General features: G+C 45.5%; 24 protein-coding genes and 2 riboswitches. Of the genes, 7 read left to right on the top strand and 17 right to left on the bottom strand.

Annotated elements, in window-relative coordinates; genetic code table 11:
* On the top strand, positions 1–1,131 hold the full coding sequence (locus tag ABXS78_RS02025; protein ID WP_366248710.1) for an MBL fold metallo-hydrolase: 1,131 nt from the start codon (positions 1–3) through the stop codon (positions 1,129–1,131).
* A gap of 40 nt (positions 1,132–1,171) precedes the next feature.
* On the opposite strand, the gene ABXS78_RS02020 is transcribed toward ABXS78_RS02025, so the two are convergent.
* Positions 1,172–2,350, bottom strand: coding sequence for a pyridoxal phosphate-dependent aminotransferase (locus ABXS78_RS02020; protein WP_366248709.1), 1,179 nt, complete (start codon positions 2,348–2,350; stop codon positions 1,172–1,174).
* A gap of 106 nt (positions 2,351–2,456) precedes the next feature.
* A riboswitch (SAM riboswitch) is annotated at positions 2,457–2,559 on the top strand.
* A 76-nt stretch (positions 2,560–2,635) separates the two neighbouring features.
* Here ABXS78_RS02020 and ABXS78_RS02015 point away from each other — a divergent pair.
* The 3 genes from ABXS78_RS02015 (at position 2,636) to ABXS78_RS02005 (ending at position 4,897) form a co-directional block, all read left to right on the top strand.
* Complete coding sequence (locus tag ABXS78_RS02015) at positions 2,636–3,730, top strand: iron-containing alcohol dehydrogenase family protein (protein WP_366248708.1); 1,095 nt, start codon at positions 2,636–2,638, stop codon at positions 3,728–3,730.
* Positions 3,727–4,509 (top strand): carbon-nitrogen family hydrolase, encoded by a 783-nt coding sequence (locus ABXS78_RS02010; protein ID WP_366248707.1) that lies wholly within the window; start codon positions 3,727–3,729, stop codon positions 4,507–4,509. Before ABXS78_RS02015 ends, ABXS78_RS02010 begins: the two co-directional genes overlap by 4 nt.
* Positions 4,510–4,603: 94 nt before the next feature.
* Positions 4,604–4,897 (top strand): DUF3817 domain-containing protein, encoded by a 294-nt coding sequence (locus tag ABXS78_RS02005; protein ID WP_095224001.1) that lies wholly within the window; start codon positions 4,604–4,606, stop codon positions 4,895–4,897.
* Between the two features lie 29 nt (positions 4,898–4,926).
* Here the strand turns inward: ABXS78_RS02005 and ABXS78_RS02000 are convergent, their stop codons facing one another.
* The 4 genes from ABXS78_RS02000 to ABXS78_RS01985 all read right to left on the bottom strand — a co-directional run bounded on the left by ABXS78_RS02000 (position 4,927) and on the right by ABXS78_RS01985 (position 7,516).
* A complete protein-coding gene (locus tag ABXS78_RS02000; RefSeq protein ID WP_366248706.1) occupies positions 4,927–5,415 on the bottom strand; it encodes a DUF456 family protein in 489 nt (162 codons plus the stop codon).
* A 63-nt stretch (positions 5,416–5,478) separates the two neighbouring features.
* Positions 5,479–6,555 carry a glycosyltransferase family 2 protein gene (locus ABXS78_RS01995; RefSeq protein ID WP_366248705.1) on the bottom strand — a complete coding sequence of 359 codons (1,077 nt, stop codon included), beginning with the start codon at positions 6,553–6,555 and terminating at the stop codon, positions 5,479–5,481.
* Positions 6,556–6,620: 65 nt separating this feature from the next.
* Entirely contained in the window at positions 6,621–6,983 is a 363-nt protein-coding gene (locus ABXS78_RS01990) for a hypothetical protein (RefSeq protein WP_366248704.1), read from the bottom strand.
* Positions 6,984–7,006: 23 nt separating this feature from the next.
* On the bottom strand, positions 7,007–7,516 hold the full coding sequence (locus tag ABXS78_RS01985) for an NUDIX hydrolase (protein WP_366248703.1): 510 nt from the start codon (positions 7,514–7,516) through the stop codon (positions 7,007–7,009).
* A 74-nt stretch (positions 7,517–7,590) separates the two neighbouring features.
* Here ABXS78_RS01985 and ABXS78_RS01980 point away from each other — a divergent pair, with 74 nt between their 5' ends.
* Both ABXS78_RS01980 and ABXS78_RS01975 read left to right on the top strand, forming a co-directional pair.
* Positions 7,591–8,634: a metalloregulator ArsR/SmtB family transcription factor gene (locus ABXS78_RS01980; protein ID WP_366248702.1), complete on the top strand. Its 1,044-nt coding sequence runs from the start codon at positions 7,591–7,593 to the stop codon at positions 8,632–8,634.
* Between the two features lie 4 nt (positions 8,635–8,638).
* Positions 8,639–9,835, top strand: a complete 1,197-nt coding sequence (locus ABXS78_RS01975) for an MFS transporter (RefSeq protein WP_366248701.1) — start codon at positions 8,639–8,641, stop codon at positions 9,833–9,835.
* 46 nt (positions 9,836–9,881) lie between these two features.
* On the opposite strand, the gene ABXS78_RS01970 is transcribed toward ABXS78_RS01975, so the two are convergent.
* The 4 genes from ABXS78_RS01970 to thiE form a co-directional block, all read right to left on the bottom strand.
* Positions 9,882–11,144, bottom strand: a complete 1,263-nt coding sequence (locus ABXS78_RS01970; RefSeq protein WP_366248700.1) for a S8 family peptidase — start codon at positions 11,142–11,144, stop codon at positions 9,882–9,884.
* A 243-nt stretch (positions 11,145–11,387) separates the two neighbouring features.
* Entirely contained in the window at positions 11,388–12,443 is a 1,056-nt protein-coding gene (locus tag ABXS78_RS01965) for a CopD family protein (protein ID WP_366248699.1), read from the bottom strand.
* A 21-nt stretch (positions 12,444–12,464) separates the two neighbouring features.
* Entirely contained in the window at positions 12,465–13,016 is a 552-nt protein-coding gene (locus ABXS78_RS01960; protein ID WP_366248698.1) for a copper resistance protein CopC, read from the bottom strand.
* Between the two features lie 117 nt (positions 13,017–13,133).
* On the bottom strand, positions 13,134–13,772 hold the full coding sequence (thiE, locus tag ABXS78_RS01955; protein ID WP_366248697.1) for a thiamine phosphate synthase: 639 nt from the start codon (positions 13,770–13,772) through the stop codon (positions 13,134–13,136).
* Between the two features lie 184 nt (positions 13,773–13,956).
* Here thiE and ABXS78_RS01950 point away from each other — a divergent pair, with 184 nt between their 5' ends.
* Positions 13,957–14,271 (top strand): YckD family protein, encoded by a 315-nt coding sequence (locus tag ABXS78_RS01950; RefSeq protein ID WP_366249854.1) that lies wholly within the window; start codon positions 13,957–13,959, stop codon positions 14,269–14,271.
* Positions 14,272–14,310: 39 nt separating this feature from the next.
* On the opposite strand, the gene thiM is transcribed toward ABXS78_RS01950, so the two are convergent.
* From thiM to ABXS78_RS01910, 8 genes are all read right to left on the bottom strand, one after another.
* The gene (thiM, locus tag ABXS78_RS01945; RefSeq protein ID WP_366248696.1) at positions 14,311–15,111 is read right to left on the bottom strand and encodes a hydroxyethylthiazole kinase; all 801 of its coding nucleotides are present in this window, start codon (positions 15,109–15,111) and stop codon (positions 14,311–14,313) included.
* Positions 15,095–15,931 carry a bifunctional hydroxymethylpyrimidine kinase/phosphomethylpyrimidine kinase gene (gene thiD / locus ABXS78_RS01940; RefSeq protein WP_366248695.1) on the bottom strand — a complete coding sequence of 279 codons (837 nt, stop codon included), beginning with the start codon at positions 15,929–15,931 and terminating at the stop codon, positions 15,095–15,097. Before thiD ends, thiM begins: the two co-directional genes overlap by 17 nt.
* A complete protein-coding gene (gene tenA / locus ABXS78_RS01935; RefSeq protein ID WP_366248694.1) occupies positions 15,924–16,622 on the bottom strand; it encodes a thiaminase II in 699 nt (232 codons plus the stop codon). Before tenA ends, thiD begins: the two co-directional genes overlap by 8 nt.
* Before the next feature lie 114 nt (positions 16,623–16,736).
* A riboswitch (TPP riboswitch) is annotated at positions 16,737–16,837 on the bottom strand.
* 60 nt (positions 16,838–16,897) lie between these two features.
* Positions 16,898–17,926: a spore photoproduct lyase gene (splB, locus tag ABXS78_RS01930; RefSeq protein WP_095223987.1), complete on the bottom strand. Its 1,029-nt coding sequence runs from the start codon at positions 17,924–17,926 to the stop codon at positions 16,898–16,900.
* Positions 17,919–18,164 carry a transcriptional regulator SplA domain-containing protein gene (locus ABXS78_RS01925; protein WP_038557971.1) on the bottom strand — a complete coding sequence of 82 codons (246 nt, stop codon included), beginning with the start codon at positions 18,162–18,164 and terminating at the stop codon, positions 17,919–17,921. The genes splB and ABXS78_RS01925 overlap by 8 nt, the downstream gene beginning before the upstream one ends.
* A gap of 188 nt (positions 18,165–18,352) precedes the next feature.
* The gene (locus ABXS78_RS01920; protein WP_366248693.1) at positions 18,353–20,065 is read right to left on the bottom strand and encodes a methyl-accepting chemotaxis protein; all 1,713 of its coding nucleotides are present in this window, start codon (positions 20,063–20,065) and stop codon (positions 18,353–18,355) included.
* Positions 20,066–20,267: 202 nt separating this feature from the next.
* Complete coding sequence (locus tag ABXS78_RS01915; RefSeq protein WP_366248692.1) at positions 20,268–21,299, bottom strand: EAL domain-containing protein; 1,032 nt, start codon at positions 21,297–21,299, stop codon at positions 20,268–20,270.
* Positions 21,299–21,712, bottom strand: a complete 414-nt coding sequence (locus ABXS78_RS01910; protein ID WP_366248691.1) for a secondary thiamine-phosphate synthase enzyme YjbQ — start codon at positions 21,710–21,712, stop codon at positions 21,299–21,301. The genes ABXS78_RS01915 and ABXS78_RS01910 overlap by 1 nt, the downstream gene beginning before the upstream one ends.
* Positions 21,713–21,767: the final 55 nt, after the last annotated feature.

Raw genomic sequence — 21,767 nt, 5'->3', positions numbered from 1 at the left:
ATGAATCCATTGCACACAGCAGAACTGGCAGAAAAAATTAAAGCGAAAGATAGTGTTCATCTGCTTGATATCCGGCAAGAGTCAGATGTTCAGGACTGGGCGATTGATGCCGACAGCGTCAAACGATATGATATCCCGTTTGCTGCCATCAAAGCAAATCCGAATAAGGCTCGCGAAGAACTGCCAGAACATGATCCTGTCTATGTCATGTGCTATCGGGGCAAATCCGCCCAGACAGCCGTCTCCCTCTTACAAGCAGCTGGAATGGCTAATATTGTCCATGTGGTTGGCGGGATGCAAGCTTGGGGAGAAACGATCAGTCCCCGTAAAGTCGGTGATCTCACTTATGGCGGAGAGATTTACCAGTTCATGCGTATGGGGAAAGGCTGCCTATCTTATATGGTTGTCTCCAATGGAGAAGCTGCAGTAGTAGATCCAGCCAGGTTTACAGTAGTCTATACCTCCTTCGCATCAGAGAAAGGATGGACGATCAAACATGTGCTTGATACCCATCTCCATGCAGATCATTTGTCTGGCGGACGGAAGCTGGCAGAAGAAACAGGAGCGACTTACTGGTTCCCTGCTGATGATGGAAAAGAAGCGACATTCACATTCTCACCGCTGCAAGACGGTATTGCGATTCCATTCGGTAAATCCGAAGAAGGCATGCGCAGCGTTGCCTCACCAGGTCATACAGAAGGAAGCATCAGCTTTGTTGTTGATGACACATTCCTGCTTTCTGGAGATACGCTTTTTACCGAGTCGATTGGCCGTCCGGATTTAGCCGGTCAAGCAGAACAATGGGTACAGGATTTGCACAATACGTTATACGAAAAATATCCATTATTGTCGCTGGATCTGATTGTCCTTCCATCGCATTTTTCCGAGCTGTCAGAGATCGGAAGTGACGGCACCGTCCAAGCACGCATGGAAGACCTATACAGAAAAAACCCGAGACTGCAGCTGCAGGATGCAACCCAATTTGCTTCCTCCGTCTTGGATAGTATTCCTGCACAGCAGCCGAACAGCTACCAGCTGATAAGAGAAGCAAATCAAGGTAAAGCTGTCATTGACAGTACAGACGAAGCCGATATCGAATCAGGCCCAAATCGCTGCGCAGTGACCAGTTAATAGAAAAAAAGAGCCAGTTCCCACCGGGACTGGCTCTTTCTTATGCTTTAGAAAAGATACCAAGCTTTTCAATCCGCATCGCTGCTTCCAGCAATCTTTCTTCTGTATCCAATAAACCAGCGCGAACGTATCCTTCCCCATATTCCCCGAAACCATTGCCCGGAGCGACCGCCACATGCGCCTTTTCCAGCAGCAGATCAGCGAATTCCTCAGACGTGTAACCATGAGGAACTGGCAGCCAAACGAAGAAGGTTCCTTTTGGCTCCGGTACCTCCCAGCCAATAGCACGTAGATGGCCAATGAAAGCATCTCTTCTGCTCTCATACCTGTGGACAAGCTCCTCCACGCATGTCTGATCCGCTGTCAGCGCATAAGCTGCCGCCTCTTGCATGCCCCCGAACAGACTCACATAAACATGATCCTGGATTAAATTGATACTTTCAATAACAGATGCATTACCAACTGCAAAGGCGATGCGCCAGCCAGCCATATTATACGTTTTGGATAGAGTGTACATTTCAATGCCAACTTCCTTACTGCCTTCGGACTGCAGGAAGCTCTGCGGTTTTTTTCCATCAAACCCAAGTGCACCATAAGCGAAATCATGCAATACACAAATCTTATGTTCCTTCGCCAGTTCCACTGTTTTATCGAAGAACTTCTGATCCGCAGTAGCAGCAGTCGGATTGTTCGGATAGTTCAGGAACATCATCTTTGCTTCTTCCAAATCACCTGCAGGAATAGCAGTATAATCAGGCAGAAATTTATTTTCTGCGGTTAATGGCATGAGTGATGTCCGCGCTTGGGCAAGTTCGATACCGGACATATAATCGGGATATCCGGGATCCGGAAGCAGTGCCACATCACCTGGATTCAATAGACATTGGCTGATCTCCACCAAACCTGTCTTAGAGCCGAACATGATGGCCACTTCTGTTGCGGGATCTAGTTTCACACCGTATTCCCGATCATAAAAGTCACAGACTGCCTGTTTTAGAAAATCAAAGCCTCTGAAAGGTGAATATTTATGATAAGCCGGATTATCGGAGGCTTCCTTCAATTTCTCTACGATATGCTGCGGCGTCGGCAGATCAGGGTTTCCCTGTCCGAGCTTGATGATATCGTGCCCCTCCTTCTCCAGCAACCCTACTTTATGTACTAAGCCGGCAAAAAACTGTTCCGGCAAACGTTTCAATGCATCCGAAAACGGAAAATCCATCTTACTCACTCTCCTGTGGTCTCTCACATCTTATTCTGACTATTACCAATCTTGACAGTCTTGGAAATAGAATGCGATAATGAACAAATCATACATGAATCACACACTCTTATCAAGAGAAGGCGGAGGGAATTGGCCCTATGAAGCCCGGCAACCGGTGCTATTTGCACACGGTGCTGATCCAACAGCTAGACGCTGAGGGATAAGGGGACGAGACACACGCCATTCCTCTTCCATATTCGTCTGGAAGAGTTTTTTTATGTAAAAAATCAATGAGGTGACAACATGACCATCAACATAAAAGGCGCTCCGAATTATTACGCCTGCGAGGATAATATACTACAAAGCCTTCCAGCAAGACTTAAAGAATTGAACTGGACCAATGGATTGCTTATCCACGGAGATGCTTCCTGGAAAGCGGCTTCCCCGTTTCTGGATCCAATCGATTTGCCAGTGAAACGAGTAGCCTATAACGGCCAGTGCACACATGCGGAAGCAGCCAGATTAGCAGATATCGCAAAGGACGAAGCTGCTCAATTCATAATCGGTGTCGGAGGCGGAAAAGTGCTGGATACTGCCAAAGCTGCTGCCAATGATGCAGGATTGCCGGTCATCCTGATTCCAACGATTGTCTCTAACTGCTCCCCATGGGCTTCACTTAGTGTTTTCTATGATGAAGCAGGTAATTTCGTCGAATATACAGTGTTTCCGCGCAGTGCATTTATGCTGCTAGTCGAGCCGAAGCTGCTGCTAACGACACCTGTAACCTATCTGATTGCCGGTATTGGCGATACATTGGCTAAATGGTACGAAGCGGATGCACTTACCGAACACATGTCGGATCAGCCGCTTGCAGTCCAAATATCCCGCAACGCAGCTAGGTTGTGCCGGGATATCCTTATAGCGGAGGGAGATGCTGCTATTTGTTCTTTGCAAAACAAGCATGCTGACAGTGCATTTCTCCGCGTTGCAGAAACGATCATCATGGCTGGCGGAATGGTTGGCGGTTTCGGTGATGAATATGGCCGTATTGCTGGTGCTCATTCCATTCACAACGGACTGACAAGACTTCCAGAAACGCACGAGCAGCTGCACGGCAATAAAGTCGCTTACGGAATTCTTGTTCAGCTTGCACTGGAAGAAAAATTCGAAGAAATCCGCACATTGCTTCCTATCTATCAAAAGCTCGGATTGCCAACTGTACTTAAAGAGCTTGGCGTAAAAGAAGATATGGATAAAGCGATGAAAATTGCAGCAGACGGCGCTGTCGCTCCAGGGGAATCCATTCATTTCATGCATGTATCCGATTCAGATCAAGTGGTGGACGCCATGCAAAGTGTCGAGACATTCGTTGCGGCAAATAAGGGAGTGACACAATGAAACTTGCTTTAATTCAGCATGATATCGTTTTTGGTGATCCGGAAGCCAACTACAGCAAAGTGGAAGCATTAATAACAGAAGCACAGGAAAATGCGGATGTTCTCGTGCTGCCTGAGCTTTGGACAACTGGTTATGACCTGACAAGGCTTGATAACATTAGTGATACAGAGGGAGAAACGACGAAATGCTTCATCAGCAGACTAGCTAAGACATATCAAAAATACATTGTCGCTGGTTCCATCGCCAAGCAGACCGAAGCAGGTGTCTATAATACGATGCTTGTCTTCGGACCTGCTGGTGAGCTGCTGCATGAATATGATAAAGCGCATTTATTCCGGTTGATGGATGAAGAGAAGTTTCTGACCCAAGGCGACAAATCTGCCTCCTTTTCCATAGGAAATAAGCGAGCAGCTGGTGTCATCTGCTATGACATCCGCTTTCCTGAATTCATCCGTACGCATATGATTCACGATCAGCAAGTGCTATTCGTCGTTGCGGAGTGGCCGAAGCCGCGACTCAATCACTGGCGGGCGCTTCTGCTCAGCCGAGCAATCGAAAACCAATGCTACGTCGTTGCTTGCAATCGTGCAGGAAGTGATCCAGCTAATGAATTTGCAGGACACAGCTTGATCATCGGACCATGGGGCGAAATCATTGCTGAAGCTGGAGAGGAAGCAACCATTCTTTATGGTGAAGCAGATCTTGATCAAGTGGATGACGTGCGCAGCCGCATCCCCGTGTTTCAGGACAGGCGTCCGTCCATCTATGATGTGAAATGATATTTTGACAATGTTATGACAAGTTCTCCCGAGGAGTGGTAAATAGGGGCAAGCTTGCTTATACTATTTATAAATAGTTTTTGGGAGGGCTTTCATGCAAGCGACATTGAAATGGTTCCGTATCATCGGATTTCTCGAAGGGACTTCCTTGCTTTTGTTATTGTTCATGGCAATGCCTTTAAAATACATGATGGATATACCGATCTTCGTCACCTACATAGGTGCCATCCACGGCGGTTTGTTCGTTTTGTATGTCGTTTGGACCGGATACACTACTCTGAAAGTCCGCTGGGGCTTGAAATGGGCAATTTTAGCCTTGCTAGCATCTGTTATTCCATTCGGATATTACATCTTCGATATGAGATTACAAAAAACAGAATACGCATAAGAAAAAGCGAGCAAAATGCTCGCTTTTTCTTATACAAAGGCTGCTATAAAGAACCACACAATCATGATCAATTGAATGATAATCTTAGCAATCGAGCCGCCAAGGAAGCCCAGCAATGAACCGATAGAAGAGTAGATAGCTTCCTTCGGTGTTCTTTTTTGAACCAGCTCTGTCACAAGCACTGCTACAAACGGCACGACAATGATGCCAAAAGGCGGGATAATAAAGGAACCAACAATTACACCAATTGCTGCGATTCGCTCGCCCCACTTACTGCCGCCGAATTTTTTAACAAAATAACTGTTAGCAATAATATCCGAGATGATTAAAATCACCGTCAGGATAACCATCGCTATCCAGAAGATTACAGATAAATCCCCATCACTGAGCATAAACTGGAAAACTAAGAATCCAATCCATAACATTAACGGAGATGGGATGACAGGATAGACAATTCCCGCAAAACTTGCGATGAATGCCACCGCAATGATAATCCAAGCAATAATATCTAATGCCACAACTAATCCTCCATATCTTTCCTTGATAGTACGTATTATGACATAGGAAGCATCAAAAGGAAATCAAAGACTGAGCTTCTCAAAGAATGCTGTGTTATGACGGACACTCGGATGATCCGGGTTATAGGACACAGCTTTTTCATGGGCTGATTTTGCCTGATCGAGCGAACCGATACGGGAGTAACAAAGCGTCAGCTGCAAATAAGGATACCAAGTCGTATACGCTGGTACACTGAAGCCTGGCAGCTCCTTTCCTTCATAGTCTAAAGCCTGCTCATACCAATACGCAGCTGCATGATAGTTACGATCTTCGGTCAGCAAATCACCGATTAGACAGCAGAATTCAGGTCGCGGCCGATCATACTGAAAGGAACGGAACAAATGCGCACGATATGCCTCCATATCTCCTTCGGCCTTGCAGCAATCCGCCAAATATTGGCACGCTCGGATATTGTCCTCCACCCAGCCCTTCTCTGATTGAAGAAACTCCATATAATAAGATTTGGCACGCTCGAACTTTCCATGATCCTTCAGTTCATTTGCATAATAAAACTTATCACGTGGTGTGAGTTCCCTGCCGGAAGCGACGTAGGACTCATAGATCCTTAAATTGCGGTCCGAAATCGTAAAGGTTTTATCGCCCTTCCGATGCGTGACGGCTATGTCCGAATCAACGATATTTCCGCCGAATTCCAAGTATTCATGCACAGCACCCTGCCAGCGGAAGTTCTTGCTCCGTTTCACGACTCGATTTCTTCTATACAAGTATAGCGGCCGGCCCGCACTATCAAGTGATGTATGATAATACATTGATACAACATCCACTTCATCGGTTAGATCTCTCCACAAAGTACGGAAAGCCTCCTGGTCTTTCGGCAAAAGAATATCATCCGCATCGAGCCACATGATATATTCTCCCGTTGCCTTACTGAAGCTGTAATTCCTAGCAGCGGAGAAATCGTCAATCCACTCGAAATCAAAGATTTGTGACGTGTAATTCGCCGCAATCTCCTTTGTCCGATCAGTAGATCCTGTATCTACAATTATTATTTCATTCACTAATTCCTGGACACTTTCCAAACAACCGGTCAGCACTTCTTCTTCATTTTTTACAATCATACACAAACTGATGGAACGCATAGGTCACCTCGGCATACATGATATTCCCAATATATGCGAAGCTCTTGAGGAATTGCAGATGCATTTTATCTCGTAACCTTCCAAACCCACCAGATAAGTACCGGCTGTACAAGAAGACGAGCATAGAGGATTGCTTGATTTGTCTCCTCAAAGCCTGGCATCGGTATATCATACACTGCGCTGTATATGTTTGCCGGGAAGATTGCAATCAAGTAAATAACAGTGACGATAGCAGTTAATTTCCTGGTAGCGGGTGCAAGTAATCCAATGGCCAGGAGAATCTCTGCTATGCCAGTCAGATAAATCAATGTATAGTGCAGCGGTACATACGCTGGCAGCATGGCAACGAAACCATCATCCAATACAAAATGTGAGACACCAGCCACAATAAACAACAAACAGAATGCATACAAACCTATTTTTTTCACCTAAGCTGCACCCTCTTTTTTCCTTATCTAATACCCTGATCTCCTTCCAGGAAACTCTCCTCTTTGATTTCCCACTCTGAATAGACGATTGTTTCTAATGGCAATTCAGACGACCATAGCCATTTGACCGCCTGCAAGACCAAAGGTGAGCTGTTCGTAATGGATAAATTATGAATAGAGACCCATTCTGCCCTTCTCGCATCCTGTCCTGTAAACTGCTCCGGTATATGCAATTCGCCAGTTGCCTCTGCTGTATAAAAGACAGCCGTATGATGTACATGGGTAAAGTCCTTCCAGTGCCACGGAAGCTTGAAATCGATAACACCAATCTGCTTTTTCACTGCTGCAGTCATTCCAGTTTCTTCCTTCACTTCACGGATGACAGCCTCAAGCAATCCTTCCCCGCTTTCCAGACTTCCACCTGGCAAGTCGTAGCGATTGATATAAGGGCCGCTTCCTTTATGGATAACAAGCAAATCGCTCTTCTTATGTATAACTGCATAAACACCAAATGCACGATGATAGTTTAGCATTTACTTCCTCCTTTATTCGAATTTTATTGAATATAATATTCTATTAATATAGAATTATTCTTGAGGTGATAGATATGCAGATAATTCAGACAGGCTTTAAAGCAAAACATGATTATACCATTCGTTTTGAAAAATCGTTACTATGGGAAGCTGCTTTAGGAATTGCCGCTGTCACGAATGCTTCTTTGGCCGGGACGCTCGAGCATGTGGAAAAGATGTGGAATGATCCTGAAAATGGCTTTTCGAATGAGCTACAGCACGAACTTCACGAGATCCATCAATGCAACACCTGGAAGACGCTTCTTCAGCTGCTGCACTACTCAAACGCCAGAACCTTGGAGGAATGGACAGCTGAGGTTTCAAACATGCCTGACCAGACATTACGGGAACAAAGTCTTCCCTATATCGGCAGCGCATTCGAAAAGCACCGAATGCAGGCTGCTCAAGGTAGTGAAAGCTCACTGACCACTTTGCAAGAAGTTACTGCAGATAACCCTTTCTTTCCGGATTATATCGCTTTTATTGTCAATGCAGATATCCCTTCCCTGAAAGAACATTTGATCTCCGTTATGAAGAAATGGTTCGAAGAAGTGATCAAACCGCAGGATAGGCTTTTACTGGGTATGCTGGAGCGAGACGTCGCAAATAAAGAACAAAAGCTGCCCGCAATGGATAAACTGACCTTCATACGCTGGGTGATAAATAGTACAAGCTACAAGCCAGATGATGCTATTGATACAATACTGTTTATTCCCCATTTCCACTACAGACCATGGACCATCAGTGCAGACCTGCCTGCTACAAAAGTTTTCTATTATCCCATCCATGCTAATAGCATCGATCCAGACAACAGATATAATCCGGATACGATGCTTGTAAGAAAGTACAAGGCATTGGGTGATGCAACCAGACTTAACTTGCTGAAACGATTGATGGAAGGTGAACAAACACTGCAGCAATTAGCAGAGCAGCTTCCCGTCGCAAAATCAACACTGCACCATCACTTGAAGATGCTCAAATCCGCCGGACTTATTGAGTCAGATAAACAGGCTTACTACGCAAATAAAGATAGTATTGCTTCCCTGGATCATGAACTGCGAACCTTTTTGGAAGAGTGATTACATGACTGTGCAGAAAATCACGCTAACCCATCCGCTATCACGCCTGATGATGAGCACCACAATGGCTTCTATGGCTGGACAAGTATACAGCATCCTGCTGCCTCTGCTAGTACTTGAGGTTACCTCTTCCACTATCGCCGTTACGATTGCAATAGCTGCAGAGCGGGCGACGATGCTCCTGCAGCCTCTTATCGGTCCTTTTCTCGACCGTACAAACTGGAAGCATGTCCTGCTGATTGCTGACCTTGCCCGCTTTCTCTGTTTTCTGCTACTGAGTGTATTCGCTCTAACAAACCAGATAAGTCTCCTGCTTGTCTGTATCATATCCATATGCATCGGCTTCGCCGGTCAATTCTACCAGGGTGCTCAATTTACTGCCATTCCATATCTAGTTGCCGATCGGCAGCTTCATTATGCCAATAGTCTGGAAAGCGCTCTTTTTCAGATTACCATTGTAATCGGACCGAGCATCGGTAGTGTCGTGCTTTTATTCTTTGGCATCCATTACAGCTTAGTAGCAGTAAGCGGACTTTCCTTATTCGCCGTTTGGTTAGTGCTCCTGCTTCCATACAAACAGCAAACGACCAGCTCTAAGACATTCTCCATTTCCAATTACATACACGAGCTGAAGGAAGGATTCATTTTCATTTATCAACAGAAAGAGATTTGGTACACCAACCTCATCTTACTAATTTCCAACTTCGGCATACAATTTCTCATTGTTTTGCTGGTCATCTATGTAAACCAACTCACAAAAGACCCTTTGCTGCTTGGCATTGTATTATCTTCTGGCGGAATTGGAGCTATTCTAGGTACATCTCTGGGTTTCTTTGCGGATCGGTTCTTTACATACAAACAAATATTATTCGCAGCTAAAGTAATTGGCGGTTTATCCATCATCTGCATCGGGCTGACAGAAACTATCTGGCTGGCAGCTTGCTTCAATATGGTTGGAACAGCGGCTGCCGGTGCCGTTAACCCGATCATTAAAACAATTCGGCAGCGCTATACTCCACGGCATTTACTAGGTCGCGTCCAATCCACATCCCGCTTCATTACGTTTACCTTACTCCCTGTTGCCTCTGTTTGCGCGGGTCTCCTATCTGAGTGGATCGGCATAGGAGCAACAATTGTAGTTGGAGGATGCATCGCTAGCATTTCTGGTCTTCTTGTATGGCAATTGCCTCAGAAGCTATAAAAAAGAAGGCTCCTCGTGAGGAGCCTTCTTCATTCATTTCTAAAGATTATTGAACACGAGGGAAACCGAAACCGGAGGCATAATCATCGCCTCTGGCAGCACCATAGCCGCCAAGGATATCGTTGGAACGCGCACGTGACTGCAATGTCTGTCTCACTTGGGAGCTGCTCAGGCTAGTGTTCTCGGACCAGATTTTTGCTGCCAGACCAGAGATATGCGGTGTTGCCATGGATGTACCAGTCAATGATGCGTACGTGTTTCCTGGATAAGTGGAAAGAATCGCTGATCCCGGTGCAGCTACTTCCACATCACCTGTCTGGATGACATAATCGCCATCTGTACGACTGTAGCCTCGGGAGGAGGAATCAGCAACTCGGTATGTCCCGTTTTGCTGACGGTTCTCCAGGTTGGCAACTGCAACAGCTTCCGGCAGTGCAGCAGGATAGCCGATGGAGCCTTCATATGGTCCAGAGTTACCAGTTGCTGCAATGACTAATGCACCCCTGCTGTTCGCATAACGAACTGCGCTGGAGATAAGAGAATCTTGTCCGCCGCCAAGCGACATGCTGATAACTACTTTCTCACCACGGTTTGCTCCGTCATCGGCAGCTTTCCGGATTCCATTTGCGATGTCATCGGAATAACCGCGACCATCATCACCAAGTACTTTATATGCCCATAGATCTGCTTCCGGTGCTACACCGAAGATACCTGAACCATTACCGCCATTGGCAAGCGCAGAACCGGAGACGTGGGTACCATGTCCATCACGATCGACACAAGTACCGTTCACTTGTCCGCTGGACGTTTGGGTAAAGTCGACACACTGCTCAACATTGGCAGCAAGGTCAGGGTGATTGACAGATGTACCAGTATCAAGAACAGCGATATTGATATTGTTTCCGCCACTTGTTCTAGTTATCGATGGATTATTATAGATTGCTTGAATTCCCCATGGTGTACGATCAGATACCGCTTGTGCTGATACATCCCGTTTCTCGGACACTTCCTGCTTCGTATATACACTTACTTCGGTTACTTCCAAAGCATTATCAGCTTTTAGCTCCTTGAGCTCTTTTTCAGATACCTCAGTAGTAAACCCTTCCTTACCGAAACTGTTGCGAACGCCATGCTCTTCCTTGACCTTGTCTGTAGCCTGGGTGGAAAACACACCGTCCTTCTGCTTTACGAGAACGCGAACTTCCTCATTCTTTGCCGTTTCATCAGGAGCAGCTGATGCTTGCAACGGCTGGAATACAGATAACCCTATCATTGCGACAGCAGCGACACTTGCCAGTTTTCTTTTCATTCGATCACCTCGCTAGATTTTATAGTCACTGAAGTGGAGACCGACCCTCTGTCCTTCTAGACTCTCAGAAACTATTACAGTAAATCTAGCATAGGCTAACTTGGAAATGTATTGGGAAAACAGACGACAGCAGCGCACAAAAAAAGACATTATTCCAATTTCTATTTCCTTTTCGCTGCAGAATGTTTGCCTAGCGGAAACTTTCTGTGATCAAAGGTGGAATAATGCCGTTATATGCACCTATTAAAATTGCAAACTAGTCATTATGGCAGTGTACAAAAGTGCCGAAGCAGCGAATGCGGCCGCCAAGGCGAAGCTTGCTGCAGCTCTTTTTTTGAAAAGATAGACGATACTAGTCAAAATTAGGCCAAATCCGATGAAGCAAATAATCCCAAACACACCCCAATGCCAGGTTGCGACACTTTCAGCTGTCACACTAGGAAAAATGCTGCCAAATATCGGAGCAGCACCCTCATTGCTTAATGTCGCTGGAATATCGGCGGGTGTGGCAGAAGTGCCAAGTATCGCTGTGCAAATGAATACAATCGCCAGCAGGATTGCTTCGGCTCGGATCCAATTAAGCGGACGAAATGCAGGATCACGGTGAGCTTTACGTGCAAGAATGCCATTAATGACAGCAAATACAAGTACTGGAATGAATACGATATGTTTCAAGAACAGCATTTGTCCATATGTCAGCATCAACGCATTTCCGTAGTTTCGAATATCCATAGCGAAAAGCATGACGGTTATGCCGCTAGCCATTACCAGCATGACCAGCAAAATGGCGAATGGCGTAAACCATTTCAAGAAACTTTCCCAACTGAATTGTTCTGATGCATAAAAACATACATGAATCAGTACACCGACCCAAAAAACAGCAGCACCCAAATGGATGAAATGAGCAAAAGCACCGATCAACCCACCCTCTGTTGCTGTATGGCTGCCATACGCACTAAGAAATAGCATGCCAAGGAACAGGATAAGCGTGAGAAGAGGAAATTTGTTGAAATAAATCAGCAGCCAGACAAAGATAGCCAGAACGAAGATACCGATCCAGACTCTTCCAGCTGTAAATTGGAAAAATACTTGGCTCAATGCCTGCCCATATCCATTCTGTGCACCTATCAGAGAAACGAGATTGATAACAGGACCGCTCGTGACTAGCGCCGCAGAAGCAGCAGCGGCTAATACGTCACTTCGCGGTGTCCGGATTGCTGCTTCTTCCTTGCGTACAAACTGGAAAACAAGATGACCAGCGAGAAAAGAAAAAGCGATATACGACAGTAATTCTAACAATGGAACGAGAATCACGGTGAGTTAGTCCCTTTTACGATAAGTGAAGAACAAAACAGCGGCACAAAGTAAGACGATAATCACCAATCCCGTTATGATAAAACCTGAATCGGAATCTTCTTCTTCATGCGATTTCTCTGCAGCTGTTTGCTCCTGTTCGTTCACTTGTGTATTTTGTTCATTTTGATCTTCCGATTCCTGTTCGCTACTTTCCCCATTGGAGGTCAGACCTTCTGCTGTAAAGGAAACTGTATTACCAACTTCATGTCCATCAGCTGAAATCACCTTATAGCTGAACTCATAATCCCCATCAATCATTTCCTCTGCTAATGGGACGGTAACAGTCGTCCCATCGACGGCTGCAGAATCAGTGGCTAGTGCTTGTCCGTTGACTGTCACTATTGTCTCTACTACATCCTCCACATCCGAATTGAATGTCAGAGTGAAGACATCCATACTCTCTGTCACTATATCACCTTGTCCTGGATCCGATGCCGTCAGTACTGCATGAGCGGACACAGTCTGCGGCAGCATATATAAGAACAATGCCAGCAAGACCAACATTGACTTCTTCATATTTACCACTCCAATTTTCAAATGTCTCTTTCATCGTATAAGAGAATATAGATAGCGTATAGAACGAATTGTGACCAAATACTTACATTTTAATTCCACAAAATAAAAAAGATGCACTCACTTGTGCACCTTTTCCATCTTCAGCTCATTTACTGCCTGCTGGATATCAGCCGCTTTGGTTAGGACAGAAATGAAAGAGATACCATCCGCTCCGGCTTGCCGTACAGCCTCGGCGTTCTTCTGATTAATCCCCCCGATCGCGACCATCGGAAAGTCACCAACTTGTTTCCGAATCTCACGCAGTCCCGTCAGTCCAATCGGGAATTTGGCATCAATCTTAGTGCGAGTAGCGGCAATTGGCCCGACACCGATGTAGTGGGCTCCATCCTCAATTGCTTTTTTAGCTTCTTCGGCATTTTGAGCACTCACACCAATAATGAAATGCTCTGGGCAGCGCGCCTTTACTTGCTGCATCGCTTCGTCCGTTTGTCCGATATGCACGCCATCTGCACCAATCGCAATCGCAAGATCCACATCGTCATTAACAATGAAAGGAACGCTATGTGCCCTGCACCTTGCCTGAAGTCGTTCAGCCAGCTGTCTCTTCTCCTGTCCAGTCCTAGCCCCTTCCCCTTTTTCACGTAACTGGAACATGGTAATTCCAGCTTCAAGCGCCTGTTCCAGTATGTCCTCCGGGTCCTTATCCTGGCAGTTTTGACTGCCCATGATGAAATATAGCTCCAATTCTTCTTTCATGTGTATTACTCCTTTTCCAATTAAGACATTCCACATCCCCATTATGTGTTGAACATGTTCCCATTCCTCAGGTCAAAAATTCCTTTCTCCCAAATTAGGAAAAAGTGTGGAAGATGGATAGCAATCCCAAAACTGCGTAAAGTAAGCCCAAGCTTTGAACAAGGAGATGATAAAATTGAAATGGATGAAAGCCGGGGCTGTAGTAATCGCTCTATGCTTCGGATTGGTCATATCCAATCCAGCTGCCGGTTTTGCGGCTGACAAAGCTGTCGCTGATGTACTGACAGAAGAGCAGAAGCAAGAAATAGCAGCTTTGCAAAAACAGGCATTAGAGCAGGAAAAACAAATCATTGAGAAGTACGTTGAATATGGTGTTTTCTCTGAAGAGAAAGCAGATCAAATCGAGAAGCATTTGGATCAAAGGTTTAAACAATTAGAGCAGGATGGTTTCATTCCGAAACCGCACAGGCATGGCCCTCATCCTCATCCAGAAAAATGATATCCAACAATCAGCAGCCACACGCTGCTGATTGTTCCTTTATGTTTTCACTTCGAATTGTTCCACCTTCTCCGAATCAATCGCCTGATCTTCTAACAAATAAAGCTGATCAAGAAAAGCAATCTGAAAGCTGCCTGGAGCGTTTACTGTCTTAGCCGCTTTCTCTGCTGCAATACCATAAAAGGCAAGAGCACCGATGCAAGCTTTCAGTACGTTGTCAGCTACTCCTGCACATGCCGCTATAACGGCACCTAGCAAGCAGCCAGACCCTGTTATTTTACTTAGCATCTCATGCCCATTAGCTACACTATACGTATGGTTCCCATCTGAAAGGATATCTATTTTACTGGTTGCAATCACAATAGCATCCAATTCCCTGGCCAGCTGCTGCACAATTCTTGGTGAAATACCATCATCGGATCCATCTACACCTTTCACTTTGACAGATGTTCCGCCTAGGACGGATATTTCACCTGCATTACCGCGAATAACAGTGACATCCACCTCCGCCAATATGCGGCGGGCCGTCTCTGTTCTGTACGCTGTGGCACCTACTCCGACGGGATCAAAAATTACTGGTATTCCGAGCCTATTCGCTTCTTTTCCGGCTAGGATCATTGCTTCCACATCTGCTGCGGCAAGTGTGCCGATATTTAATAGCAGCGCCTGTGCATGCTGGACCATCTGCGCGGCTTCTTCCTTTGCTGATGCCATCACAGGAGAAGCTCCGAGTGCGATCAAACCATTCGCCGTAAAGTTAATGACAACCTGATTGGTAATGCAGTGAATCAATGGATTTCTCTCCCGGACTTGCTTTATCACATCAGTATACTTCATCATGCTGTTCCTCCTGGACTGGCACACCTTGCAGACGGTACCCCCAATGATTTGTCGGACCATTCCCTTTTCCAAGCTGAAGCGAATACGAAATCGCATCTGTTACAAAATCCTTACCGATCCGGACTGCTTCTTGCAGAGATTTCCCTTTAGCCAGTTCTGCGGTTATTGCTGCAGAATACGTGCATCCCGTCCCGTGCGTGTGCTTCGTCTGTATACGTTCTGCTGTGTAGACTGTGAAGCTATTTCCGTCGTAGAGCCAGTCTGACGCAGATGCTCCTTCCATATGACCGCCTTTCATCAGGACAGCTTTTGCCCCATATTCCTGGACAATCATTTTCGCTGCGGTTTTTACGCTATTTTCATCTTCGATACGAATACCCGTGAGTTCCTCTGCTTCCGGTATATTCGGTGTAATTAGGGCAGCGAGTGGAACAAGATGTTTCTTCAATGCATCTCTGGAATTCTCTCCCATGAGTGCATGTCCGCTTTTAGCATACATGACAGGATCCATGACATAGGCAGTCTTTGATTTAATCAAAACAGCAGCGACGCAGCGCATCATCTCTTCTGATGCAATCATCCCCGTTTTTACAGCAGATGGGGTGATATCAGAGAATACTGATTCCAGCTGCTGTTCAAGAAATTCTACTGGAACATGATGCACTGCCTGTACTCCTATCGTATTTTGGGCAACGAGGGAGGTGACAATGCTCATTCCGTATACTTCAAGCTCCTGGAAAGTTTTCAAGTCAGCCTGAATTCCAGCCCCTCCCGAAGGGTCTGTTCCTGCAATTGTCAAAGCGCTCTTTATATCAGGCATGAATGGACGCCCCTTTCAATGGGATCATCCAGTCTTGCTGTGTGGCTGCCATCTCCCAAAAATTATACTCCAGCATACAGCTCTTAAGAAAAGCTTTCCTTGCACGTTCCTTTGCAGCTGCACCCGCTGTCTCGGCCCACTTGTCCAGTCGCTTGCTAAGTTCTGACGTCACATCCGGCATACAATCTTCCCGGCTGGCATAAAACTGAATCCACTCCAGGAATGGATTGGAATCATCCGGTGCCTTTGTTTCGATAATATGTGCCGCCAGCGCTTGATACGTCCATGGGCAAGGAAGTAGCGCCGCCATCAGCTCCCCTATATCTCCTTGTACGGCACTGTTCATCATGTGTGAAATATAATGGTCAGCAGCAGGCGGTGGTGTCATCCTCTGCAGATCCTCGTATTGCACACCAGCTACCTTGCAGAAGACGTTATGCGGATGAATCTCGCTGTGCAGGACAAAATGAATTTGGGACTGATAAAATTCCATCTCTTCTCGGGTTTCGCATTTACTGACTGCCAAACCGTAAATACGGGCAAATGCTGTCAAATACTCATAGTCAGCTTTCACATAATGGATCAATGCCTCACGCGGCACATATCCACTCGCAACTCCTTCTACGAAAGGATGTGCATAGATTGCTTCGAATACCGGGTTTGCTTCTTCTCTCAATTGTGCAGAAAACATGTTTTTCTCCTCCTATGGAGAAAGCCCCGTCGGAAGGGTGATTGGCGCCGGCCATATAAAAAAGCCGCTCCAGAAGTATGGAGCGACTCGTATAGTCAAGTGTGCAGAAAATACACGAATCCGGCTCCACTTCCCTACGCTGGTGTTAACCAGATCAGGTTCAAAGGGATAAAGATCACTCTTATCTCAGCCAAATGGCACCCCTAGTGGACTTCCTCGAAATTTAATTGTCCTCTTAACTATCACATGCACAGATACGATTGTCAACCGATGAATCAAGTGAAATATTCAATCCTGGATTGCGGGAACATTTTATAGATTGTGCTTCCTATGACATCCTTAATTTCTTCTTGCTCTTCATTTTGGTAGACGTATTTTCCGATACCATAGCGCCCCCATTTATATTTCCGTTTGCTTTCATCCAGCTCAAGCTTCGACATCGGATAATTTTTCTCGATAACGCGCTTTGCCGGCTTCGTGAATCGATGCTGGATCAATTCGAATGTCAGGTTCTTTTTTGCATGTTCAGGCAAAGCTGCTTCCAGATGCTCGAGCATTTCCGGATAGCCCTTCTGCCAGCCGTCATGCAAATAAATCGGAGCTACGATGAATCCAAGCGGATACCCGGCCTCGGCTACTTTCACCGCAGCTTCGATTCGATCCTTCAAACGGGAAGTTCCTGGCTCAAAATATTTGATCACATAATCATCATTGATGCTGAAGCGGAATCGCGTTCGTCCTTGATGGTCAGCGTCCAGCAAATGATCCACATGGGCGAATTTCGTTACAAATCGCAGTTGTCCGTGCTTGGACCGACCGAAATATTCAATCGCATGTTTCAGCGTATGCGTCAGATGGTCGATACCAACGATATCTGACGTACAGGAAGCCTCAAACCGTGTTTCTTCCGGGGCTCTTTCCTGCATGTACTGCTCTGCCGCATCAAATATTTCATCCGTATTCACATACGTACGGATATAAGGTTTGGATCCCATCGTCGTTTGCAGGTAACAATAATGGCAATGCCCCATGCAGCCTGTCGCAAATGGAATAGCGTATTCTGCTGAAGGTTTCGATGTATCGAATTTCAGGGTTTTCCGCACGCCGACGACAAGCGTTGATTTGGCAGTTCGGTACTTCTGGAAATCATTATCACCAGGCAGGTTACGAACCTGATTATGGGAAGTTGTCTCGCGTATTTCTACACCCATGTCCCTGAATTTATTCCGCAGCTTCACGCCGAGCGGATACTCTAATGCCCTAGGTTCTATATACACAAGCTGCGGTACAAATGGCTTAACCATAATAGCCTCCATCGGCTAAGCCAAAAGCGGATACATATGCTTCTTCCGCCTCTCCGAGATCCTGATAAACCGCCACCTCATCATTGAGTGGATAATAGGTTTCATACACAAACAAAGCCAGTTCCCCTGGCTTTTCCGGGTTATGGACGACCGCAGCCTCTTGTATATTGGCTACTCCCTGTGCATGGGGGTTGCGGATAATTACATAGACGATTTCTCCTGCTTGAAAAGCATCCATTACATTGCCTCCTTTGTACATACTGCGACTAGTATGCGCAGTTCGGTTACAAACAATGTAAAAAAATGAACCCTTTTCCAGGAAGTATCCGTCTACTTCTTAGAGGAGGGTTCATATGAAATGGATGATATATGTTTTTCTATTATTAATCTTATCCTTTATCGGTTACTATCTGCTAACCAATTAACTTACACACGGAAACGAGCAATAGCGGTTTGAAGTTCCTCTGCCATAAATGCAAGAGAACTGGATGATGCCGCAATTTCCTGCATGGCAGCCAGCTGCTGTTCTGTTGCAGCTGACACACTTTCGGTTGAAGCTGCTCCTTCTTCTGCGACCTCGTTCACATCCCCAAGTGACATATTGACTGAATCTGTACCAGCAATCATACCTTCCAGAGCAACTCTCACCTCTTTGAATTCATCCACCAGACCTGCTACCGCAGTTTCAATCTGAAGGAAAGAACCGCCCGCTTGATCCACAACTCGTGTACCAGCTTGTACTTCGTCCGCTGCATGCTGCATCAGATCGATTGTTTTAGTCGTATCCTGGTGGATAAAGTCAACCAAAGCAGCAATTTGTCCTGCTGCTCCCTTCGTTTCCTCAGCTAACTTGCGCACCTCATCTGCGACTACCGCAAATCCCTTTCCATGCTCTCCAGCCTGCGCTGCCTCGATAGTGGCATTCAGCGCAAGAAGATTGGTCTGTGCGGAGATATCCGTGATAACGCTCGTAATATCACTGATTTCCCGGGACCGTTTGTTCAAACTGTCGATCGACGCAGAAAGCTCCTGCACATGGGAAGTGATTGTTTCCATCTGTTCATTTACATCCTTGATTGCATGCCCTCCCTGAATGGATAGTTCAGAAGTTTTTTGCACTGCCTCTTCAACATTCTGAGCGTTTGAAGCCAGCTTGCTCGTATGCTGCCCCATACTGCCCATTGTCCCTGTAGCAGTTGTAACTAGCTCAAGCTGCTGGACTGAACCCTCTGCCAGCTCTTGAATCGTTTTGGCTACATGTTCAGATGACGAACTGCTTTGTTCCGCACTTGCACTCAGTTCTTCTGCAGATGCAGCCACTTGCTGGGATGTATCATTCACAACTCGAATAATAGACCGCATACCATCTGCCATAGCATTATAAGAAGCAGTCAGTTCGCCGATTTCATCCTTGGATTGATGCGTGCCATCCGAACTGAAATCTCCATCTGCCGCCTTGCCCAATAAAATACGCAACTCTTTCACTGGAGAGACGATAAGCTTCGATATAAGGATTCCTATTATAATCAGCAGTATTAAGGCTACACCTATGACGCTAGATAAGACTATGGTAGCTAGTCTTACGTCCTCAGTTGCCTGCACATAAGTTTGTTCTGCTTCCTTCGTATTCTGGTCCTGCAGTTCTTGCAGAATATCATTAACTACTGTACGCTGCGGGATCTGTTCTTCTACAAAAAGATTGTATGCATCATCATTTTGATTTACCAATGCAAATTTCAGCACTCGGTTCCTAATGTCGTTTAATTTATTGCGTTCCTTATTATAAGATTCTAAGATTTCTTTTCCTCTTGCTGACATACCGCCATTTCCCAGTTTTTCTAGTTCTTCCTCTACTTGAACACTGGACTGTGAAAGCATTTCACTTAACTCGTCATTTCTCGCAGAGTCCGTGTTAAGCATAAGTTCCAATACATACGCATCGTTCGATCTATTATTCACTCGAATCTGACTTATTGACAAGTTAGGGAGAAGCTTCTCCTTGTACATCATTTCGGCATCCTTTGCCATATCCCTGGTATATATTATCCCAGCCGTTCCTACAATTCCTAGTGCAATAGCTCCAACCAAGATTAAAATAAGCATCTTTGTCCTGATTTTTACATTCTTCAATAAATTCATTCCAGTATCCCCCTGATGATAGCTATTACACAGCTATTTCCCACTGTATAATGACTTTCAATATATCGGCAGGCTTTCCAGAACTTGAAGTTAATTTTAAGAAAATGTTAAATATTTCGATCGATTTTTCTAATAAAGTTTAAAAACCCCGCTATCAATCGTATACATTCCGATTGATAACGGGGTAGTTCTGACGAATATATTATCTGGAAGGAAACAGCACATCTTCTGATACAGCTTCGGTACTCGGTTTCCCGATAAAGTAGCCTTGGGCTAAATCCATTCCGATTTGTTTACAGAAAGAAAGCTCCTCTTGCCTTTCAATTCCTTCTGCCAGCACCTCTGTGCCAAGGAGGCGGGCAACGTCCATTACTTTATATAGAAATTCCTGTTTCTGCGTATCGCTGTCGCAGTAAGATATGTATGCTCTGTCAATCTTGACAAAATCGGGCTCCAATTCTTTAAGCAGTTCAAGCGTGGAATAGCCTGCTCCTACATCATCCAGGGCAACCATCATTCCTTCTTGCTTGTACCGTTTAAAGATACGCTTCAAGCGAGCAACGTCATCCAATTTCTCTGTCTCAACTACTTCAAAGACAAGGTCTTTCGGATCCACTCCATATTGTTCGACTGTATGGAATGTCTGCCTTAGACAGAAGTCAGGATTATAAATGGTTGATGGCAGGAAATTGATGAAGCTTTTTACCCCAACGGGAATAGCTTCCTGCGCCCTTTTTCTGACTGCAGTCTTCCTCGCTCGCTGGTCGAGCATAGAAGTAAGTCCTGCTTCTGCTGCGAAATTAAATAGTGCAGCTGGTGAGGCTTCCCGTTTATCTGCCCGCAGCAAATGCTCGAACCCGAATATTTCCTCATTCTTCATGGAAACGATTGGCTGCAGGAAAGACTGAAATGCTCCCTTGTGAATAATGTCTGTGAAATGCGGATATTGAACACGTTGGAGCAGCTCCTCGACAGATACCATCGGATAGCTATTAGTTACTTTCTTGGCGACGGTACACCTTACACCCGGTATACTTTGACTGCGCAAGGATAGGAGCATCTGCTCTAATTGCTGTAAGCTGAAATATTGGAGAATCGTATATGTATCTTCTTGCCGAGGCGGATTTTCTGATGATAAATTCCTGAATGATTCTGGTGAACGCATCAGCAATTCACCCTTCTCCGGTATGTCAAGGACTGTCCCGCACATGGCACATACAGAAAGCTGTTCCATCACACACCTTCCTTTCCGGATGATAGTACTTGGACTGCATATTTTCTTGTTCTCGGTCCATCGAACTCACAAAAGTAAATACCTTGCCATGTTCCTAATACGAGCTCACCCTCCGAGATTAACACTGTCTGAGCATGTCCGACGGTACTCGTTTTCAAATGTGCTGCCATATTTCCCTCCGCATGCAAATCCTGTTCTTGTTCCCAAGGATATATCTCCCTGAGCCTGCGAAGAAAATCCCGCTTTACATCGGGATCAGCGTTTTCATTAACGGTAATGCCCGCCGTCGTATGCAAAGAAGAGATGACTGCTATTCCCTCTTGGATGCCAATTGATTGGATATAGCGCTGAATAGAGTCAGTAATATCAATTATATCATCGTGGTGCTTTGTATGTATTTGAAATATGTCCATAGTCCTGCCTCCTATCCGTCTCTATACCCGAATTTATTCGACATTATTCTACATA

Origin of the sequence: Terribacillus aidingensis (assembly GCF_040703035.1) — a bacterium.
Classification (GTDB): Bacteria; Bacillota; Bacilli; order Bacillales; family Amphibacillaceae; genus Terribacillus.
This window is presented reverse-complemented; position numbering and strand designations above follow the sequence as displayed.

What these genes read in the sequence shown, in the direction of transcription:
- ABXS78_RS02025 (WP_366248710.1), top strand. Translation starts at nt 1, where the DNA reads ATGAATCCATTGCACACAGCAGAACTGGCAGAAAAAATTAAAGCGAAA.
- ABXS78_RS02020 (WP_366248709.1), bottom strand. Translation starts at nt 2,350, where the DNA reads ATGGATTTTCCGTTTTCGGATGCATTGAAACGTTTGCCGGAACAGTTT.
- ABXS78_RS02015 (WP_366248708.1), top strand. Translation starts at nt 2,636, where the DNA reads ATGACCATCAACATAAAAGGCGCTCCGAATTATTACGCCTGCGAGGAT.
- ABXS78_RS02010 (WP_366248707.1), top strand. Translation starts at nt 3,727, where the DNA reads ATGAAACTTGCTTTAATTCAGCATGATATCGTTTTTGGTGATCCGGAA.
- ABXS78_RS02005 (WP_095224001.1), top strand. Translation starts at nt 4,604, where the DNA reads ATGCAAGCGACATTGAAATGGTTCCGTATCATCGGATTTCTCGAAGGG.
- ABXS78_RS01995 (WP_366248705.1), bottom strand. Translation starts at nt 6,555, where the DNA reads ATGCGTTCCATCAGTTTGTGTATGATTGTAAAAAATGAAGAAGAAGTG.
- ABXS78_RS01985 (WP_366248703.1), bottom strand. Translation starts at nt 7,516, where the DNA reads ATGCTAAACTATCATCGTGCATTTGGTGTTTATGCAGTTATACATAAG.
- ABXS78_RS01980 (WP_366248702.1), top strand. Translation starts at nt 7,591, where the DNA reads ATGCAGATAATTCAGACAGGCTTTAAAGCAAAACATGATTATACCATT.
- ABXS78_RS01975 (WP_366248701.1), top strand. Translation starts at nt 8,639, where the DNA reads ATGACTGTGCAGAAAATCACGCTAACCCATCCGCTATCACGCCTGATG.
- ABXS78_RS01970 (WP_366248700.1), bottom strand. Translation starts at nt 11,144, where the DNA reads ATGAAAAGAAAACTGGCAAGTGTCGCTGCTGTCGCAATGATAGGGTTA.
- ABXS78_RS01960 (WP_366248698.1), bottom strand. Translation starts at nt 13,016, where the DNA reads ATGAAGAAGTCAATGTTGGTCTTGCTGGCATTGTTCTTATATATGCTG.
- thiE (WP_366248697.1), bottom strand. Translation starts at nt 13,772, where the DNA reads ATGAAAGAAGAATTGGAGCTATATTTCATCATGGGCAGTCAAAACTGC.
- ABXS78_RS01950 (WP_366249854.1), top strand. Translation starts at nt 13,957, where the DNA reads ATGAAAGCCGGGGCTGTAGTAATCGCTCTATGCTTCGGATTGGTCATA.
- thiM (WP_366248696.1), bottom strand. Translation starts at nt 15,111, where the DNA reads ATGATGAAGTATACTGATGTGATAAAGCAAGTCCGGGAGAGAAATCCA.
- thiD (WP_366248695.1), bottom strand. Translation starts at nt 15,931, where the DNA reads ATGCCTGATATAAAGAGCGCTTTGACAATTGCAGGAACAGACCCTTCG.
- tenA (WP_366248694.1), bottom strand. Translation starts at nt 16,622, where the DNA reads ATGTTTTCTGCACAATTGAGAGAAGAAGCAAACCCGGTATTCGAAGCA.
- splB (WP_095223987.1), bottom strand. Translation starts at nt 17,926, where the DNA reads ATGGTTAAGCCATTTGTACCGCAGCTTGTGTATATAGAACCTAGGGCA.
- ABXS78_RS01925 (WP_038557971.1), bottom strand. Translation starts at nt 18,164, where the DNA reads ATGGATGCTTTTCAAGCAGGAGAAATCGTCTATGTAATTATCCGCAAC.
- ABXS78_RS01920 (WP_366248693.1), bottom strand. Translation starts at nt 20,065, where the DNA reads ATGAATTTATTGAAGAATGTAAAAATCAGGACAAAGATGCTTATTTTA.
- ABXS78_RS01915 (WP_366248692.1), bottom strand. Translation starts at nt 21,299, where the DNA reads ATGGAACAGCTTTCTGTATGTGCCATGTGCGGGACAGTCCTTGACATA.
- ABXS78_RS01910 (WP_366248691.1), bottom strand. Translation starts at nt 21,712, where the DNA reads ATGGACATATTTCAAATACATACAAAGCACCACGATGATATAATTGAT.